Origin of the sequence: Flavobacterium psychrotolerans, from assembly GCF_003097635.1 — a bacterium.
Taxonomy (GTDB): Bacteria; Bacteroidota; Bacteroidia; order Flavobacteriales; family Flavobacteriaceae; genus Flavobacterium; species Flavobacterium psychrotolerans.
The window spans coordinates 40,562-60,105 of record NZ_QCZI01000019.1; the positions used below are offsets into that span (position 1 = coordinate 40,562).

13 protein-coding genes are annotated in these 19,544 nt (G+C 35.8%); 10 read left to right on the top strand and 3 right to left on the bottom strand.

Annotated elements, in window-relative coordinates:
- Positions 1 to 65: 65 nt before the first annotated feature.
- Together DB895_RS12680 and map are read right to left on the bottom strand one after the other, a co-directional pair.
- Positions 66 to 836: a class I SAM-dependent methyltransferase gene (locus tag DB895_RS12680; RefSeq protein ID WP_116725740.1), complete on the bottom strand. Its 771-nt coding sequence runs from the start codon at positions 834 to 836 to the stop codon at positions 66 to 68.
- Positions 836 to 1,654: a type I methionyl aminopeptidase gene (gene map, locus DB895_RS12685; RefSeq protein WP_116725741.1), complete on the bottom strand. Its 819-nt coding sequence runs from the start codon at positions 1,652 to 1,654 to the stop codon at positions 836 to 838. The genes DB895_RS12680 and map overlap by 1 nt, the downstream gene beginning before the upstream one ends.
- A gap of 155 nt (positions 1,655 to 1,809) precedes the next feature.
- Between map and DB895_RS12690 the strand changes: the two genes are divergently transcribed.
- Positions 1,810 to 3,084, top strand: a complete 1,275-nt coding sequence (locus tag DB895_RS12690; protein WP_116725753.1) for an acetyl-CoA hydrolase/transferase family protein — start codon at positions 1,810 to 1,812, stop codon at positions 3,082 to 3,084.
- Between the two features lie 398 nt (positions 3,085 to 3,482).
- On the opposite strand, the gene gpmI is transcribed toward DB895_RS12690, so the two are convergent.
- Positions 3,483 to 5,000: a 2,3-bisphosphoglycerate-independent phosphoglycerate mutase gene (gpmI, locus tag DB895_RS12700; protein WP_116725743.1), complete on the bottom strand. Its 1,518-nt coding sequence runs from the start codon at positions 4,998 to 5,000 to the stop codon at positions 3,483 to 3,485.
- A gap of 244 nt (positions 5,001 to 5,244) precedes the next feature.
- On the opposite strand from gpmI, the gene topA reads away from it, so the two are divergent.
- The 9 genes from topA to DB895_RS12750 form a co-directional block, all read left to right on the top strand.
- Positions 5,245 to 7,761 carry a type I DNA topoisomerase gene (gene topA, locus DB895_RS12705; RefSeq protein WP_116725744.1) on the top strand — a complete coding sequence of 839 codons (2,517 nt, stop codon included), beginning with the start codon at positions 5,245 to 5,247 and terminating at the stop codon, positions 7,759 to 7,761.
- Positions 7,762 to 7,764: 3 nt separating this feature from the next.
- Positions 7,765 to 8,916 (top strand): formimidoylglutamase, encoded by a 1,152-nt coding sequence (locus tag DB895_RS12710; protein WP_116725745.1) that lies wholly within the window; start codon positions 7,765 to 7,767, stop codon positions 8,914 to 8,916.
- A gap of 241 nt (positions 8,917 to 9,157) precedes the next feature.
- Positions 9,158 to 10,585: a T9SS ring complex lipoprotein PorK/GldK gene (gene porK / locus DB895_RS12715; RefSeq protein ID WP_116725754.1), complete on the top strand. Its 1,428-nt coding sequence runs from the start codon at positions 9,158 to 9,160 to the stop codon at positions 10,583 to 10,585.
- 55 nt (positions 10,586 to 10,640) lie between these two features.
- The gene (gene porL / locus DB895_RS12720) at positions 10,641 to 11,291 is read left to right on the top strand and encodes a type IX secretion system motor protein PorL/GldL (protein ID WP_116725746.1); all 651 of its coding nucleotides are present in this window, start codon (positions 10,641 to 10,643) and stop codon (positions 11,289 to 11,291) included.
- 50 nt (positions 11,292 to 11,341) lie between these two features.
- Positions 11,342 to 12,895 carry a type IX secretion system motor protein PorM/GldM gene (gene porM / locus DB895_RS12725; protein WP_116725747.1) on the top strand — a complete coding sequence of 518 codons (1,554 nt, stop codon included), beginning with the start codon at positions 11,342 to 11,344 and terminating at the stop codon, positions 12,893 to 12,895.
- Between the two features lie 47 nt (positions 12,896 to 12,942).
- Positions 12,943 to 13,833, top strand: a complete 891-nt coding sequence (gene porN / locus DB895_RS12730) for a type IX secretion system ring subunit PorN/GldN (RefSeq protein ID WP_116725748.1) — start codon at positions 12,943 to 12,945, stop codon at positions 13,831 to 13,833.
- A 65-nt stretch (positions 13,834 to 13,898) separates the two neighbouring features.
- Positions 13,899 to 14,942: an NAD(P)/FAD-dependent oxidoreductase gene (locus DB895_RS12735; protein WP_116725749.1), complete on the top strand. Its 1,044-nt coding sequence runs from the start codon at positions 13,899 to 13,901 to the stop codon at positions 14,940 to 14,942.
- 670 nt (positions 14,943 to 15,612) lie between these two features.
- The gene (locus DB895_RS12740; protein ID WP_166426977.1) at positions 15,613 to 17,712 is read left to right on the top strand and encodes an FN3 associated domain-containing protein; all 2,100 of its coding nucleotides are present in this window, start codon (positions 15,613 to 15,615) and stop codon (positions 17,710 to 17,712) included.
- Between the two features lie 714 nt (positions 17,713 to 18,426).
- Positions 18,427 to 19,544: hypothetical protein (locus tag DB895_RS12750; RefSeq protein WP_133242677.1), on the top strand; the 1,118-nt coding region annotated here is incomplete at its 3' end.

Below are 19,544 nucleotides of genomic sequence, written 5' to 3' on the forward strand. Positions count from 1 at the left end.
TGTAATAAATAATTATCACTTTACAGAAAGCGCGATTTTTGAATTTTGGAGAATGATTTTAACGGTTATTTATAAACAACAGGAATGATTTCTCCTTTGGCCAGACAATATTTCTCTACTAATTCAGAACTGATTTTTTTGGTATAATCTTCTTCTATAACTTTAAAACCGATGCTTCTGAGTTTGTCAAAATAATCCCTTCCGTAGATTCGGACGTGGTCATATTGCCCGAAAATTTTAGCGCGTTCTTTTTGGTCGGTAATGGTGTCGTCGGTAAAAGTGTTTGCTCTGGATAAGTCTTGTGGAATTTGAAAGATTCCCATTCCGCCAGGTTTCAAAACGCGAAACAATTCCTGCATGGCTTTTGTATCGTCTGGAATGTGCTCCAGGACGTGGTTGCATAAAATGACATCGTATGAATTGTCTTCAAATGGCAAGTTGCAAATATCTGCTTTCACATCCGCAAGTGGTGAAAACAAATCTGTGGTCGTATAATTGATGTTTTTTTGATTTCGGAATAGCTTGTAAAATGCCTGTTCGGGTGCAAAATGCAGTACTTTTTTCTTTTCCTCAGTAGTAAAAAAGTCGGTTTCATTTTTTAGATACAACCAAAGTAAACGGTGTCTTTCGAGCGAAAGCGTACTTGGTGAAAGAACATTGTTGCGTTGCGTCCCGTATCCATAGGGCAAAAACATACGGAAGTTTTTTCCGTCAATTGGATCGGTGAATTTATTCCCTTTTAAGGCAAAGGCAAGGATTGGACGTGCAACGTAACTCAGCCGAATTAATATTGGGCGAGGTATGGTGTTGAGGATGAATTTAAAAAGTTTTTTCATTATATTTTTAATGGTTCTCTCCTAAACTCATCTTCTTCATTACTTATAATTCCTAAGGCTTTATACACATAGGCAAAAGTGGATAACAATTCGGGTTTTCCGTCAATTAAGGCCACATCGTGTTCAAAGTGTGCGCTTGGTTTTCCGTCAGCAGTCAAGATAGTCCAGCCGTCTTTTAGCTGTCTTATATTGCGGGTTCCCATGTTTATCATCGGTTCTATGGCGACAACCATTCCTTCAACAAAAAGTTTTCCACGACCGCGTTTTCCGTAGTTTGGCATTTCTGGATCTTCATGCATTTTTTGACCTACACCATGTCCCACTAATTCACGAACCACCCCATATCCATGTGCTTCGGTATATTTTTGAATGGCATTTCCAACGTCTTCTACTCGATTTCCAGCTTTGAATTCTCGGATTCCAACATACAAACTCTCTTTGGTTACACGTAATAATTTTTTAGTTTCTTCGGACACTTCCCCAATCTCGAAAGAATAGGCATGGTCTCCGTGAAATCCATTTTTGAATGCGCCACAATCAACTGAAATTACGTCGCCGCTTTCTAAGGGTTTTTCATTTGGAATTCCGTGAACAACTTGTGCATTCGGACTCATGCAAAGCGAGTTCGGAAAACCATACAATCCAAGAAAACTTGGTACCGCACCGTGATCTCGAATGAATTCTTCGGCTAATTTGTCTAAATATAATGTAGAAACTCCAGGCTTTATTTCGCTGGCAATCATTCCTAAAGTTTTGGAAACAATCAGGGCGCTTTCGCGCATTAATTCAATTTCTTCGCGTGTTTTTTGGATAATCATAGTGCATTTTTTCAGGCTGCAAAAGTAAGGATTTAAAATTATTTAATTATGGTTTAGCTTAATTTTAATACTTCATAAATTAGAGCTTAGAATATGAGTTTTGTCATATTTTATGGTTACTTTTAATGCTATTTTTGTTTAAAAGACAGTATGTTATGAGTAAATATGTAACCGCCGAAGAGGCTGTAAAGGCAGTAAAATCAGATGATAGGGTTTACATACAGGCTGCGGCTGCGGCACCTTCCATTTTAACAAAGGCGCTTTCCGATAGAGCTTCAGAATTAAGAAATGTGGAGGTTTGTCATTTGCATACCGAAGGTCCTGCTCCTTATGCCAACCCGGAATTGGCAGACAGTTTTCATGTCAATTCCTTTTTTATTGGTAGTAATGTAAGGCATACTTTGGCGGCGGGAAATGGCTCGTATACCCCTGTTTTTTTAAGTGAATTGCCCTATTTGTTTCGGAAAAAGGTATTGCCAATAGATGTGGTTTTTATTCATGTCTCACCGCCAGATATCCATGGTTACTGCTCCTTGGGAGTTTCGGTTGAAGCCACCTTGGCAGCAATTGAAAATGCACAAACGGTAATTGCTCAAGTAAATCCGCAAATGCCGAGGACTTTTGGGGACGGAATCCTTCATGTTTCCGAAATTGATTATTTGGTTGAGGTAAACATGCCCATTTACAGTCATGAAATGGATGCGATTTCTCCATTGGAAGATAAAATTGGCACATACATTGCTTCTTTAATTGAAGACGAAAGTACCTTGCAAATGGGGATTGGTTCCATACCCAATGCGGCTTTAACCAAATTAACCCACCATAAAAATTTAGGATTGCATACCGAAATGTTTTCTGATGGTGTAATTGACCTTATCCAAAGTGACGTCATCAACTGCAATTTTAAAGGAACATCAAGAGGAAGAGTTTTGGCCACTTTTTTGATGGGATCTAAAAGATTGTATGATTTTGTGAACGACAATCCGTTTATAGAAATGAAAGAATCGTCCATCGTTAATGACACGGCTTTAATTCGGCAAAACCCTAAAATGGTAGCCATCAATTCGGCTCTTGAAGTGGATGTTACAGGTCAGGTTTGTGCGGATTCCCTTGGTGCAAGAATGTATTCCGGTGTGGGCGGTCAAATGGATTTTATCCGTGGGGCTTCATTAAGTCAAGGAGGAAAAGCAATCATAGCCCTGCCTTCCATAACCACTAAGGGAGAAAGCAGAATTGTTCCTTACCTCAAACAAGGAGCAGGAGTGGTTTCTACCCGAGCCCACATTCAATATATTATTACTGAAAACGGAATTGCCGATTTATATGGAAAAACACTCAAACAGCGTTCCGCCGAATTGGTGAAAATTGCCCATCCCAACCATCAGGAATGGATTGAAAGGGAATATTTTAATTTGGTGAATTGCAAATAATGCCAATAAAAAAATAAATTAGTAAAAATTGATGTAAAAAAGAAACACCTCATTTTAGTTGATAAAATGAGGTGTTTGGTTAGAAATAATAAACTAATTACATTTAGCATGCAAGCAGTTTTAAGTTAGAAAATGGAGCAACTATTTCATCGTTATTGTGTTCTCATCTATACTTTTTATTTCGGGATGGTTTTCATTAATTTAAATCCGATAAAAAAAGAAAATAGTAGAAATGTAAAGAATCCAATTATAGAGCTAATAATTCTCCAATACTCGAGATTTCCAATTTTTCCATTTAGAACATTTGTCATAATTATGCCGCTTACAAGTGTAATCAATATAAGGGGGACAAATAATGCTATATTTTTTTTCATGGTTAATCTCGTCTAAATTTTTATCTATAACAATGAATGTCTCGTCATCACTTCCGGTTTTTCAATTCCCATTAAGTCAAGAATGGTTGGAGCCAAATCTCCCAAAACGCCATCGTGAATGGTTTTCAATTCCTTGTCCACCAAAATAATTGGAACGGGATTCGTGGTGTGTGCCGTATTAGGGCTTCCGTCCGGATTAATCATGGTTTCGCAGTTTCCGTGGTCGGCAATGATTAGGGTAGTGTATCCATTGGCTAGAGCCGCAGTAATTACTTTTTCTACACACGCATCAACGGCTTCACAGGCTTTTATGGCCGCTTCCATCACGCCGGTATGTCCTACCATGTCACCATTGGCAAAATTAAGGCATACAAAATCGACTTCGCCTTTGTTCAATTCGGGAACCAAAGCATCTGCCAATTCATAAGCGCTCATTTCAGGTTGTAAATCGTAGGTGGCTACTTTTGGGGAGTTTTTCAAGATGCGACTTTCGCCTTCAAAAGGCAATTCCCGTCCTCCTGAAAAGAAGAATGTAACGTGTGGGTATTTTTCGGTTTCGGCAATACGAATTTGTTTTTTGCCATATTTCTCTAAAACCTCTCCCAGCGTTTCCGTGATGTTGTCCTTATTATAGACCACTTTCACGTTTTGATAGGTTTCATCATAATTGGTAAGCGTAACATAATACAGATTCAATTTGTGCATGTTTTGCTCGTGGAAATCTTTTTGGGAAAGTGTTTCAGTCAATTCACGACCTCTATCAGTTCTGAAATTAAAGAAAATCACCACGTCATTTTCCTTGATGGTGGCCAATGGTTTATCGTTTTCATCTACCATGATTATTGGATTGATGAATTCATCCGTAACATTTTCTTGGTAACTTTTCGCAATGCTTTCAACAGCATTTTTAGAATGGGTTCCGGTTCCGTTTACCAATAAATCATAGGCTAGTTTTACTCTTTCCCAACGTTTATCTCGATCCATCGCATAATAACGACCAATTACCGAAGCGATTTTTACGGAAGTGTTGGCGATATAATTTTCTAAATCCTGGATGTATTGTTGTCCTGATTTTGGATCTACGTCACGACCATCCGTAAAGGCATGGACAAAAACTTTCTGTAATCCGAAATCTTGAGTGGCATCTATCAATCCACGTAAATGTGAAGTGTGGGAATGCACGCCACCGTCTGAAACCAATCCGAGGAAATGAAGATTCACATTATTGTCTTTGGCATACTGAAAGGCTTCGACAAGTACGGGTTCTTGGTTTAGGGTTTTGTGTTCTACGGCAAGATTAATTTTGGCTAAATCCTGATATACAATTCTTCCGGCTCCAAGGTTCATGTGACCTACTTCGGAATTCCCCATTTGGCCTTCCGGCAAACCTACATTTAAACCATCGGTTCTTAATTGTGCGCTTGGGTATTTTGTGTAAAGCGAATTGATAAATGGAATATTCGCATTGTCTATGGCTGAAACTTTCGGATCCGGTGATTTTCCCCACCCATCAAGAATCATTAAAATTACTTTTTTGTTCATTGTTTATTGTTTTTAACAAAGGTAAAGTATTTAAAAATTTCGGGTCTAATTTACTGTCGATAATTTGATAAAATATTTTGCATTCTACGCCATTGTATTGCTTTTTATATATACAAACGATACAATGTAATTAGAAAACAACTCTTGAGTAAAGTTTGTATTTCAACGTTAAAATTTACTTTTAAAATTTAAAAAACTCAAAATTTAAAAAAATCATATACTTTTGTCGCAGAAAAATAAAGCAATGGCAAAGAATTTAGTAATAGTCGAATCTCCTGCAAAGGCAAAAACAATCGAAAAATTTCTAGGTAGCGATTATCAAGTCGAGTCCAGTTACGGGCATATTGCCGACTTGCCGTCTAAAGAAATTGGTGTCGATGTCGAAAATGGTTTCAAACCCAAATACGAAGTTTCTGCCGACAAGAAAGCCTTGGTCAGTAAGCTGAAGACTTTAGCTAAGAAAGCCGAGATGGTTTGGTTGGCAAGTGATGAGGATCGCGAGGGAGAAGCTATCTCTTGGCATCTTGCCGAAGAATTGAAACTAGACAAAAGCAAAACCAAGCGGATTGTTTTTCATGAAATCACGAAAACAGCAATTCTAAAAGCTATAGAAAACCCTCGTGAAATTGATTACAATTTGGTTAATGCGCAACAAGCCCGACGTGTTTTAGATCGATTAGTAGGGTATGAATTGTCGCCTGTACTTTGGAGAAAAATAAAAGGTGGTTTGTCTGCTGGAAGAGTACAATCCGTATCGGTTCGTTTAATTGTGGAGCGGGAACGGGAAATTCAAAATTTCAAAGCAGTCGCAACCTATTCTGTTGTGGCCGAATTTACTAACGAATCCGGAAAGGCATTCAAGGCAAAGCTGCCTAAAAATTTCAATACTAAAAAAGAAGCCGAAGATTTCTTAGATAAGAATATCGGTTCTATATATAAGGTTTCAGATTTAGAAACGAAACCTACAAAGAAAACACCTACAGGTCCTTTTACAACTTCCACATTGCAACAAGAAGCCGCGCGTAAATTGTATTTGCCTGTTGGGATTACCATGCAGCTGGCGCAACGCTTGTATGAGGCGGGACTAATAACTTACATGAGAACGGATAGCGTAAACTTGTCTAAAGATGCGATGGACGCCGCTCAAGCCGAAATCATCAAATCATACGGTAAGGAATTCAGCAAGCCTAGGACTTTTGTCAATAAGAGCAAAGGAGCACAAGAAGCACACGAGGCAATTCGTCCTACCGATATGTCACGTCACACGGTAAATATTGACCGAGATCAAGCGCGTTTGTATGATTTGATTTGGAAAAGGACTTTAGCTTCACAAATGAGTGATGCGCTATTGGAAAGAACCAATGTGAAAATTCAAGCCAATAATCATAACGAAATCTTTACTGCATCGGGCGAAGTTTTACTTTTTGAGGGTTTCTTGAAAGTATATCTTGAAGGTCATGATGAGGATGAAGAGGAGCAAGAAGGCATGTTGCCTGCAATGAAAGTCAACGAAAAATTGCAAAATAATTATATCACGGCAACGGAGCGATATTCTCGTGCTGCGGCCAGGTATACCGAGGCTTCTTTAGTAAAAAAATTAGAGGAACTTGGAATAGGTCGTCCTTCTACATACGCACCAACGATTTCTACCATTATCAATAGAAATTATGTAGAGAAAGGGAATCTTGAGGGTCACGAACGCAATTATACGCAACTTACTTTACAATCCGGAAAAGTAGGGGAGAAAGTGCTGAAAGAAAATACAGGTTCAGATAAAGGCAAACTGGTTCCTACGGACATTGGTACGATCGTTACGGATTTTTTGGTGAAAAATTTCGGAAACATTCTGGACTATAATTTCACAGCAAAAGTGGAACATGATTTTGATGAAATTGCCGAAGGAAACGTCAATTGGGCAACAATGATGCAGGAATTCTATGATAAATTTCATCCAACGGTGAAAGATGTAGAAGCCAATGCCGATAGAGAAAGTGGCGAAAGAATTTTAGGTACAGATCCTAAAACGGGTAAGCAAGTTTCCGTTCGTTTAGGGAAGTTTGGGCCAATGGCTCAGATTGGAGAAGCGGGTGATGAAGATAAAAAATTTGCCAGTTTAATGGCGGATCAAAATATTGGAAATATTACTTTAGAGGAAGTTTTAAATCTGTTTTTGTTGCCTAAGAAATTAGGTATATATAAAGGAGAAGAAGTTGAGGTAAGTAATGGTCGTTATGGGCCTTATATTCGTCATGGGGTTACTTTTGTTTCTTTGCCAAAAGGCGAAGATCCACTTGATGTTTCGATAGACAGGGCACAGGAATTAATTGATGAAAAAGCCCAGGCCGATGCGCCTATCGCCGTTTATAAAGGTGAAGGAGTTCAAAAAGGAACAGGTCGTTTTGGCCCTTTCATCAAATGGGATGGTTTATTTATTAATGTGAGCAAAAAATACAATTTCGATAATTTATCGCAATCTGATATCGAGGAAATGATTGAGGATAAATTGCAAAAAAATATTGACAAGGTGCTCCATAATTGGGAGGCTGAAGGAATTTTAGTCGAAAAAGCCCGTTGGGGACGCTCGGTGATTACCAAGGGTAAGACTAAAATTGAATTGAGTAAAGATATTGATGCAGCAAAATTGACATTAGCTCAAGTTCAAGAAATCATCGAAAAGAAATCGCCTGCTAAAAAATCGCCTGTAAAGAAAGCCGTAGCTAAAAAATCTGCTGTCAAAAAAACTATTATTAAAAAGAAATAATAAATGGAATTCGATTTTCTAACTCCACTCGATAATGAAATACTTGATTTTGTAAAAGGATTGTCTTCTCAGCATTTGGGAAGCAAAATGGTTTTGCATACTAAAGAAGATTTTCCGGAATTAAAAGAGATTAAAATTGCACTTATTGGAGTTCTTGAAAACCGGGGAGATGCAGACGCAATTAGTGACGTTTGTCTTTTAGACATACGAAAAGAATTATACAGTTTGTTTCCCGGGAATTGGAATGTCTCTATTGGGGATTTAGGGGATTTGCATCCAGGCAATACAAAAGAAGATACCTATTTTGCATTGCAAAAAGTTACCGCAAATTTGTTGAAAAATAAAATCATACCTATCATAATAGGTGGGTCTCAGGATTTAACGTATCCTATGTATCGGGCTTATGATCACTTGGAACAAATGGTGAATTTGGTTGCAATAGATCGTAAATTTCATTTCGGTAAAGAAAGTGAATCGATTTCGGCAGCATCCTATCTTACCAATATCATTTTAGACGAACCCAATAATTTATTTAATTATAGTAATGTTGGATACCAAACGTATTATAATTCACAGGAAGAAATTGATTTAATCGAGAAAATGTTTTTTGATGCCTACAGATTAGGGGATATTTCAAATAATATAGCTATTTCGGAGCCTGTTTTTAGGGATGCCGATATTGTTGTTGTGGATTTAACAGCAGTAAAGTCATGTGACTCTGGTAATTTTATTACTTTTGCGCCCAATGGATTTAACGGTAAAGAGGTATGTTCTTTGTCAAGATACTCTGGAATAAGTGATAAAGTCTCGTTATTTGGAATTTTTAATCACAATAATTCAAAACAAGAATCAGTGCTGATTGCGCAAATTATATGGTATTTTATCGAAGGATACCACTATAGGTCCAATGAGTATCCATTTGGAAGCAAGGAGAATTATTTAAAATACATTATTCCATTTGAAGACGAAGAATTAGTTTTCTATAAAAGCGACAAAACGGAAAGATGGTGGATAGAAATACCATTTATTTCAAATGGGAACAATAAATTAAAAAGAAATACGTTATTACCATGTTCTTACGAAGAGTATTTGGAAGCTTGTAATCAAGAATTGCCAGAGAGATGGTGGAAAGTACAAAGAAAGAATATTGTTTAAAAAATATAATTATTTTGACATAGTGATATAAATCAGTTAAAATTATAAACTTAATCTAGCAGAATAAATAAATTTTGCGTTTAATTATTGAATTGTCTGTTTTGTCGATAAATCATTTTTAAGTCTTAACAGTTGAATTTGCCATTCAGATATATATATTGTTGCAAATAGTTGCTTTTTTAAAAAAAAATAAATAGGTTTACGCCCTTTAAATATGAAAACATACATAACCCAAATTTATATGAAGAAATTAATTGCTTTTACAGTCATCTCTGCCTTGTTGATTGGTTGTGGCAGGTCAGGTGATAAAGGTGAATTGGTCGGAGTAAAAGGAAAGAAATGGAATCCTGAAAAACCGTACGGTATGACATTGGTTCCTGGAGGAGCTTTTATCATGGGGAAGTCTGACGATGATTTGGCGAACATACAAGATGCTCCTACAAAGACGGTGACAGTTAGGTCTTTTTACATGGATGAGACGGAGATTACAAACAGCGAGTATCGCGAGTTTGTAGAATGGGTAAAAGATTCAACGATGAGAGTGCGTTTGGCTATTCTTGCAGATGAAGTTGGCGGTGGGGGAACTGCTGGGACATCTTCTGGTAAAGGTAAAGGCGGTAAAGGTAAAAATTCAGGAAGTATTGCTGATTTTGCTTTTAACGATCAAGATCCCGCTAAAATGACTGCCTATGACAAGTACATGTACGAAAATTATTATAGTGTAGGTACCAGCGACGATCCTTATGCGGGAAGGAAATTAAACAAAAAAGTAAAATTAATTAAAGATACTTCGAAATATCCAGATGCATATTATGCAGAGGTTATGGATACAATGTATTTGCCGGTTGCAGAATCATTTAATGGCTTGAGAACTATTGATGTTAATAAGTTGAAGTTTCGTTATTCTTGGATGGATATTCAAGCTGCGGCTAAAGCTAAAGTGGGTAAAAGAAGTTCTTTCATAAAAACAGAACAAATAAAAGTATATCCTGATACTACAGTTTGGATTAAAGATTTTGCATATTCTTATAATGAGCCAATGCACAACGATTATTTGTGGCATCAGGCCTATTCTGATTATCCGGTTGTTGGTGTAAACTGGCATCAGGCGAAAGCTTTTTGTGCTTGGAGAACTTTGAAAAAGAACACTTACATAAAAGAAAAGAAAAAAGGGGATTTGACAAACTCATTTAGATTGCCTACTGAAGCCGAATGGGAATATTCAGCTAGAGGTGGTTTGCAATCTGCGACTTTTCCTTGGGGAGGTCCATATGCTAAAAATGACAGGGGTTGTTTTATGGCAAACTTCAAGCCGAATAGAGGGGATTATGCTGCGGATCAAGCTTTGTATACTGTAGAAGCCAAATCCTATGAGCCTAACGGATATAATCTTTATAATATGGCCGGTAACGTGTCTGAATGGACAGATTCTTCCTATGATGCAGGCGCCTACGAATATGTTTCCTCTATGAATCCAAGTGTTGGTGACTTGAAAAACATGCGAAAAGTGGTAAGAGGAGGCTCTTGGAAAGATGTGGCTTATTTTTTACAAGTAGGGACTCGTGATTTTGAATATGCGGACACGGCAAGAAGTTATATCGGTTTTAGAACGGTTCAAGATTACATGGGGACTATTACAACCGGAAATGGCAAGGGGCCAAAAAGATAAATATTTTTATTCAACTATATTAACTTAACTAACTAACTAATTAAATTTTTTTATTATGGCAATTTTAGGCAAAAAAGCAATGAATTTCGCTTACGGAATGGGTGCGGCAGTAGTAATCGTAGGTGCATTATTCAAAATTACTCACATCGAGTTTGGATTTATTACAGGGAACTTAATGTTAACAATTGGACTTGTTACTGAGGCTTTGATTTTTGGTTTGTCTGCTTTTGAACCGGTAGATCACGAACTGGATTGGTCACTTGTTTACCCAGAATTAGCTGGTGGTGTTGCAAAACCAAGAGAAGTTAAAGTTGAAGAATCGAAAGATGCTCAAGGATTACTTTCTCAAAAATTAGACAATATGTTGAAAGAGGCAAAAATTGACGGAGAATTAATGGCTAGTTTAGGTAACAGCATTAAAAACTTCGAATCTGCAGCTAAAGGGATTGCTCCGACAGTTGATTCAATAGCTTCTAATAAAAAATACAGCGAAGAATTATCTTTGGCGGCCACTCAAATGGAATCTCTAAATAGTTTGTACAAAATACAGTTAGAAAGCGCTTCAAAAAATGCTCAAATCAATAACGAAGTAGCTGAAAACAATTTAAAATTGAAAGATCAAATGCAATCATTGACTTCAAACTTGTCTTCATTGAACAATGTTTACGGAGGAATGCTTTCTGCAATGAGTAACAAAGGAAATTAGTAATCCAACTACATTTTTATTACAAACAAAAAACAAACTAATTAGAAAAAATGGCAGGAGGAAAATTAACCCCTAGACAGAAGATGATTAACCTGATGTATTTGGTTTTCATCTCGATGTTAGCATTAAATATGTCAAAAGAAGTATTATCAGCTTTTGGAATATTAAATAATAAAATTGTTGAATCTAATGCAATTACTGATACCAGAAATGAATCTTCATTTCAACAGTTAGCTCAAAAAGCTTCGGATCAACCAGGTCAATATGGTGACAAGAAGGCTAAAGTGGAAAAGCTTAGAGCAATGAGTAAAGAATTTTTTAACTTTGTTGAAGAGATCAAAACTACAGCCACTAAAAAATTCCCTATAGATCCAAAAACAGGGATGTATCCTTGTGAGCAAATGGATAAAAGTGATGATATTGACAATATGTTTTACCACGGAGATAAAGAGTCTCCTAAGGCAAAGGCCTTTTTAGAATTAATTCAAGGGTATCCAGGTAGAATTAAAGCAATTTGTGGAAGTTCTATTGCAGATGTGGAAATGAAAAAAATCGAAAAAAGATTTGCTACACTACCAGTATATTCTGAAAAAGCAGGAGCTAATTTGCCATGGTTGGATTATAATTTTCATCATTTTCCACTTATAGCATCGGTTACTAAATTGACACAATTACAAGCGGATATTAAAGCAACGGAAAGTGATGTAATGACTGGAATGTTCCAATCTGACTTGGTTGCCGCAGCATCGCTAACAGCTTACCAACCAATTGTAGTTCCTGAAAAAACTGCTTTCTTTCAAGGAGAAGCCGTAAAAGGGAAAATTATACTTGGAAAATTTGATCCAAATTTAGTAGCTAAATCGGTTATTGTAAACGGAACTTCTGTGAAAGCTACGGCCGGACAGGCAGACTTTTCATTCGGAGCAGGTGCTATCGGTGAGCATGAAATATCTGGTTCTTTCAACTTTGACGAAAACGGAAAAGTGGTTAGTTTACCTATTAAAGGGAATTACGTTGTTGTTCCAAAACCAAATTCTGCAACCATTTCTGCTGATAAGATGAATGTGGTATATAGAGGTGTTGTTAATCCAATGACAATATCATTCGCGGGTATTTCTGCTGATAAAGTTACAGCTAGTGCTCCGGGTCTAAGCTCTGCTGGAAAACCAGGTTCTTTCAAAATGAGTCCTGGACAAGGAACAGAAGTAACTATCAATGTTACGGGTACTTTGCCTGATAACTCAAAAGTTTCAGACAAGAAAATTTTTAGAATCAAAGGAATTCCTGGTCCTACTGGAACTATTAGAGGAGAAATGGGTGTGGTAAAAGGACCTAAAACTAGTTTAGCAGTTTCATCTGTTGGCGCTAAATTGGTTGATTTTGATTTTGAAGTGGGTTTAGATGTAGTTGGGTTTAATTTAAAAGTTGCTGGACAGCCTACTGTTGTGGTTCAAGGCAATAAAATGAATGCTCAATGTGCAGCAGTACTTTCAAAAGCGGGAAGAGGTGATCAAGTTACTATTTCTGAAATTAAAACCAAATTGTCTGGTGCTGGTAACTATATGTTGCCAAGAACAGCTCCAGTAATTTATGAAATACAATAATATTTAAGTTAGACCGTTTTCTGCTTAAGAACATTTAATTTACAGACATGAAGTATAGAAATTTTTTAATCGTAATTGCATTTCTTGTTGGGAGTTTTTCTTCTTTTTCGCAATCGAATTTGCTTAATGCAAAAGTTCCGGCTGAGATAGGGAAGAAGACTGCGGCTCAATTAATCTCCGATAATGACAAGCCATTACCTTACGGATACGTTCATGACAGAGATGTATTGATGGGGAAAACTACTTGGGAAATCATTGATTTGGATGAAAGAATCAATTTTCCAATGTACTACCCAATTGATACTGCAAATATTGGTAAAGATAGAAGACCATTGTATGATGTTTTAACAAGAGCCATACGTGAAGGAAAATTAACTGAAGTTTATTCTGACAGTTATTTCAACACCAAAAAAACAATGAAAGATATTGAAGCGTCATTGTCTAAGATCGATACCACAGATGCTGGTAGAGAACAGTTTAATGCTGGTATTACTATTGATCCTCAGTATATTGTAAAAACGGATATTACGGCTATTGATGTTTCTGATTACAAAATCAAAGGATTTTGGTATTTTGATAAACGACAAAGTGAATTAAAATATCGTTTGATTGGATTGTGTCCTATTGTTCCTGATGTTTTTACTATTGGAAAAGAAGAACAAGATTATATTGAACTTTTTTGGATTTATTTTCCTGCAGCTAGAGATATTCTGCATGATGCAAAAGCTTTTAATGATAGAAATTCTGCCATGCCAATTACATTTGACGATTTGTTGAATTCGCGTAGGTTTAATGCGGTTATCTACAAGGAAGAAAATATATTTGGTGATAGAGAAATTGCAGAGTATATGAAAGAAAATTCACAAATGCAACTTTTAGAATCCGAACGGGTTAAAGACAAAATCCGAGATTTCGAACAAGATATGTGGAATTACTAATTTCACTTTCAATAAACTTTAAAACTCTTATCAATTTTGGTAAGAGTTTTTTTTATTTTTAAAATATGATTGATTACTTAATTGTTGGTTCAGGATTAGCTGGAATTTCATTTGCGGAACAGGCTTTGCAAAATAACAAGACTGTTTTTGTAGTAGATGCCAATTTGCAAAATTCTTCTAAAATTGCCGGAGGATTATACAATCCTGTAATATTAAAAAGGTTTAGCAAATTATGGCAAGCTCAGGAACAATTAAATTTACTGAATGAGTTTTATAAAACCGTTGAGTCAAAATTGAATTCTAAGTTCGATTTCAAATTGCCTATTTTACGAAAATTTTTTTCAGTTGAAGAGCAAAATAATTGGTTTGTTGCTTCGGATAAAGAGGGGTTGTCTCAATTTCTTTCCACGACACTCATTTCTAGAACGTATAATGGTATCGATTCTCCATATGATTTCGGAGAAGTTAAGCAAACGGGCTATGTAGATGTCGCCTTATTGTTAGAAAAATACAAGGAATATTTAATTAAAAGCAATTTTTTTTTAGATGAAGTATTTGATTATAATGTATTAGAAGTTACGAATGATTGTGTTAGATATAAAGTTATTCAAGCAAAACACATCCTCTTTGCTGAAGGTTTTGGAATGCATTCCAATCCTTATTTTAATCATTTGCCTTTGGATGGAACTAAGGGCGAGTTGTTCATCATTAAAGCTCCGGGTTTAAATTTAGATGCAATTATAAATGCCAGTGTTTTTATTTTACCGCTTGGGAATGATTTATTTAAAGTAGGTGCGACTTACAATTGGGAAGACAAGACGCCTATTCCAACCGAAGAAGGAAGGCAAGAATTAATCGACAGGATCAAAGAAATTCTTACCGTTGATTTTGAAATAGTATCCCATTTGGCAGGGGTTCGTCCAACGGTTAAAGATAGAAAACCCTTGCTGGGAACTCATCCAAATTTTGCAAGAATGCATATTTTAAATGGGTTAGGTACTCGTGGCGTAATGCTTGGACCCGCAATGGCAAAAGCATTGTTTGATCATATTGAATTTGGAATCCCTTTAGCAAATACCCTTGATATTTGCCGATTTGATAAAAAGTGATGTGTTCTTCTGAAATATATAATTAACGTCTCAAATTTCGATACCTTCATTTTTTAATGTGTCATACTGAATAATATCTTCCTCAATTATACTTTTGAATAACTTCAAAATCAAAAGTGCTTTTTTTATAACAATTTGTATTGCTTTTAAATTTGTGAAATAATATAAATTCATCCTAAACTAACTTCCCTTGATTCTGGTTATTTTTGCTGGGTTGAATTTTGATTGCAATTTATTGTTTTTAAATGGTTTAGTATGGTTTTGTTTCTGGTCAATGAAATTTTGATTTACTTTCATTGAGCTGTGTTTTTCGTGAATAATATTGGTTTAGTCTTTATATAACGATTATTGTCAAATTGAATTTTATTATTGAATCAAAATCTTTAATAACACTTCTAAATTACCGCTAGAACAATTTATTTTTTAATAATTTATTAACACTACTACGATTTCGTAACCATATTAAATTTTACACGTGTTGAACAAGCCAATATTTTAGTAATTTTAACATCAAATGCAAAAATATAATTTAATTTTACGTAATTAAAGTAGAGAATATTTGCAGTTTCATCAAAAATAAACCAAATAAATTATCATTTTACATGATATAAATAAAGTACTTTTTTATTAACCATATTACCAAAACCAATTAACCCAAAAAATTATGAATATGAAATTTATTTTAAAAAACATTCTCCTATTAGGGATGTTTATTGTTTCTCCACTGTCATCGACAGTTTCAGCACAATCAGCTGCAAACGTAAATGATATTATGATGCAAGCTTTTGGATGGGACGTCTATACCCAGACTTCCGTTTCATCAGAAGGCGGTTTGTATAACTATTTGAACAACCGTGCAGGAGGATACGCCGCAGCTGGAATTAATGTGCTTTGGATGCCGCCACCGAGTAAATCGACAGGTGGAACAGGGTATATTCCTACTGAATTATTTAACTTTAGTCAAACTTCATACGGTACGGAGGCGCAATTAACAACGCTTTTGAATACTTTAAATTCTTCAACTCCAAAAATTCACCCGATGGCTGATATCGTTGTGAATCACAGAGGTGGATCAACTAACTGGACCGATTTTACAAACCCGACTTGGGATTGTCACTCTATTACTAGTACAGATGAAGCAAATACAGGTACAATTACAGGGGTTAGACCATGTGGTAATCCTGACACTGGAGAAGATTTTCCTGGAGGTAGAGATTTAGATCATACGAATGCTCAAGTACAAAGTGGAGTAAAAGAATTTTTAACTCGATTGAAAGCGCTTGGTTTTGATAGCTGGAGATGGGATGTCGCTAAAGGGTTTTCTGCCAGTTATTTTGGAGATTATATCACCGCATCATCTCCATACGCATCTGTAGGGGAGTATTGGGATGGAAATTCAGCCACTTTGAAAAGTTGGATAGACGGAACTGGGAAAAAATCAGCTGCCTTTGATTTTGCACTTTATTATAACGCATTACAACCAGCGTTTAATAGTGGTAATTATGGAGCTCTAACTGGAAATCCAGGATTGGCAGGCCAGTTTGGGTATGCTGATAAGGCGGTTACTTTTGTAGATAATCACGATACCTTTGTTAAATCGGGTAGTTTTGTGTCTAATGATAATATCATGAAAGCATATGCTTATATACTTACACATCCTGGTATTCCATGTATATTTTTCCCTCATTATTACGGTGGGACCTATAAAAAAGATGGTGTAACGGTTGTTTACACGGCTAATGAAACGGCTATAAATAAATTAACGACGATACGAAAAACGAATGGAATTAACGCATACAGTTCTGTAGTTGTTACAAATTCAGGTAGTTTTTATTCTGCTACTATTGATAATAAAATAGTTGTAAAAATCGGGCCAGGAAGTTATGACCCTGGAACGGGTTGGGTATTAAATGCTTTTGGTACAGATTATGCGGTTTGGTCTAAATCAGCTCTTAATTTCGCTCCAAGTGTTGCGATTACGCCTATTGGGGCTTCTTATGTAGCTGGTACTCCGGTTGCCGTTACCATTGCTGCAACAGATGACAAAACAGGATCAACAATTTATTACACTACAGACGGTTCTACTCCTACTGCTACTTCTGCGGTTTATACAGCTCCATTAAGTGTTTCAGCAACCACAACTGTTAAGGCGATTGCTAAAGATTCAGAAGGTTTATTTTCAGGTGTTGCTTCTCAAACCTATACTTTTTTAACTTTGGGTAATATAACTGTAAAATTCAAACCGCCAACAGCTTGGGGAACTACAGTTTTTGTTCATCACTGGAATGCTTTGCCAGCAGCAAATTTGGTTGGATCTACTTGGCCAGGAAAAGCGATGACAGGTCCTGATACTGCGGGGTATTATTCATATACATTTAGTAATATAGCAAGTACCAATATACTTTTCACTAAAAGTAGTACGGGTCCTCAAACTGCCGATATTACGGGAGTAAATAAAAATACATGTTATAACATGTCTAGCGGAACTCTGGTAGTGGAAGATTGTTCTACTTTAGGAACTAATGACATAGGTGCTCAGTCATCTCAAATAAAGTTATATCCAAATCCAGTTTCAGGTGCGTTTAAAATGAATGTTGAAGTGTCAGAAGTTTATATCTATGACATTGCCGGGAAAACCGTAAAACAATTCAAAGGCTCTTTCAAAACCGATGCCAATTTTGAAATTGGAAATTTGGTTAAAGGAATGTATTTTGTCAAGGCAACTACGGTTGACGGAGTGAAATCGATACAGAAGTTGATTAAAGAATAGTAAAATATAAAAAGAGGTTGTTTAAAATTTTTAAACAACCTCTTTTTTTTAATAAAAATTTTGATTGATGTTCTATGGGTGGTTTTATTTGAATCTTTAAAGAAGTAAATCCATTTTCTTAATACCCTGAATTTTATTGAGTATTTAAATTATTATACGTTAATGACTTTGTTTAATATTTGAATTGATAAAATGTATAGCAGGTGGAATTGTAGGTGATGATAATATTTATTTAAAGTCATAACATACCACACTATTATTAAGGAAATATGTATATTATAAATTAATTGCCTTTTTTTTATGATATTTGGATTTTATTTAAAATATATTGATATTTTTTAGATATTTGAATTTTTCAAATCATTTAACGATATAAGGGTAGAAATCACAGCTAAGAGCAATGCTGTTTTGGCGAAAGAATTTAGGTGTTTATATTTTCAACCACACTGTGATGTTTTGCTTATTATTAAGCATTTCAGTTTATTCTTGATTTTAATGTTTTAGAAGCTTTATTGATAATTTAATTTGAAAACCATTTTGTTGAAAATTTCATGTCAATTTGGAATGCAATTGCACGGAAAAAAAATATTACAATAGAGTGAAAAAAAACACCAAATAAATTTATATATTTTAAAATAAATATCCGAATATATTTGTTAATATTGCAAAAAAATAAATTAACACAACTCACAATTAATAAAAATAATGTTGCATATGAGATCATTACGTAAAATTTTAGTTGCGCTAGTATTCCTGACGGGATTGGTGTCTTACTCGCAAGTCAATCCCTACGCTTCGGCTGTTTGGATGAAACGAACTGATGTTGGATGTACCAAATGTGACCAGTTTTTTAATACAACAACGAATGCTGCCGGAGGATATTCGGCACAGATTAATGCTATCATGCCGGGTGGAGGTGATTGGACAACAGACAAATTTCATGGAAGAAATTTCAGCAGTCACTTTTCCAGTTCAGGAACCTTAGTCCTTAAGGGTAGCGAAATTAAAACAATAAAAACTTCGGCGCAAAACGTTTGTGATCCAGAATTATTTTATAGGGTAAACGATGTGACTAGGTCTATTTCAGGATCTTTTGCTGGTCATCCAATATATTTTTATGCTGGATGCGGAACTCCTACAACTAATAAATATAATGACGGTAATGGTTCTTGTCTTTCAACTGGTTCAGATACTTGGCAGAAGTGGCAATTAAATAGGGTAACAGGTACAAATACCCCGATTGGTTTAAATAGTTCAGCTGGTGTTAGTGATTTAACATTAAGGAATGAAGGGAAATACGAATTGGAAATTTATTATAGAATTGACGGGAATAATGGCGGGAATACTGGTTGTTCGGATGGGATAGGATTTATTAATGATGCTAATAGTGATGGTACAGGTGGGGATAATTATATTGCTACATTCACTGTTTGTCCTTCATTAACTTCAAGTTCGTCAACAAATCCAACTACCTGTGGAGGGAATGGTGCTATAAATATGGTTTTGGTAGGTGTTGACGATGGTACTTATAGTGATCGATTTATATATGAAGATGCAGCTAATGTAACCCATTTTTTTACTAATGTTGTTGTAACAGCTGGTGTTGCGGTAATTAACGCACCTGCGGGAGTTTATAATAACATCAGATACCAATGGACTGCTACAGGTTGTAGTGCAACAACTAGTTTCAATGTTACTTTAACTGATCCGTCCCTGCCAAATTCTTCAATTGGTGGTCCAGACCAAACGGCATGTGCCACGTCTCCGATTGTTCAAACCTTGACTGCTACCGCTACGGCAGGTAGTGGAGAATCAGTAGTTTGGTATAATGC